Raw genomic sequence first — 276 nt, forward strand, 5'->3', positions numbered from 1 at the left:
GCATCCAAACAGGGTCAGGAAGCCGCAGAGCTAAGCGTCCAAGGCCTTCTTGAGCGACCGCCGTCGTCCGTACTTGAAGTAGAAGAACGCGTAGCAGGCACCCACGAAAGGCACGCCGAACAAGAGGGCCGTCACCTGGTTCGGATCGAACGCGATGCCGATCAACGACACAACGCACAAGGCGAAGGCGAGGATCGGCACCAGCGGAAAGAGCGGGGCCTTGTACGGCAGGCTGTTGACGTCACCGCCATTCCGCACGAACGTCCTCCGGTAGAT

The 276-nt window shown here is 60.9% G+C and carries 1 pseudogene; it reads right to left on the reverse strand.

Features of this window, described 5'->3' with window-relative positions:
• Nucleotides 1-30 precede the first annotated feature (30 nt).
• Nucleotides 31-276, reverse strand: a pseudogene (locus ACPYOM_RS22435) (S-methylmethionine permease); the annotation flags it as partial.

Source organism: Monashia sp. HAY1-2A, assembly GCF_056755315.1.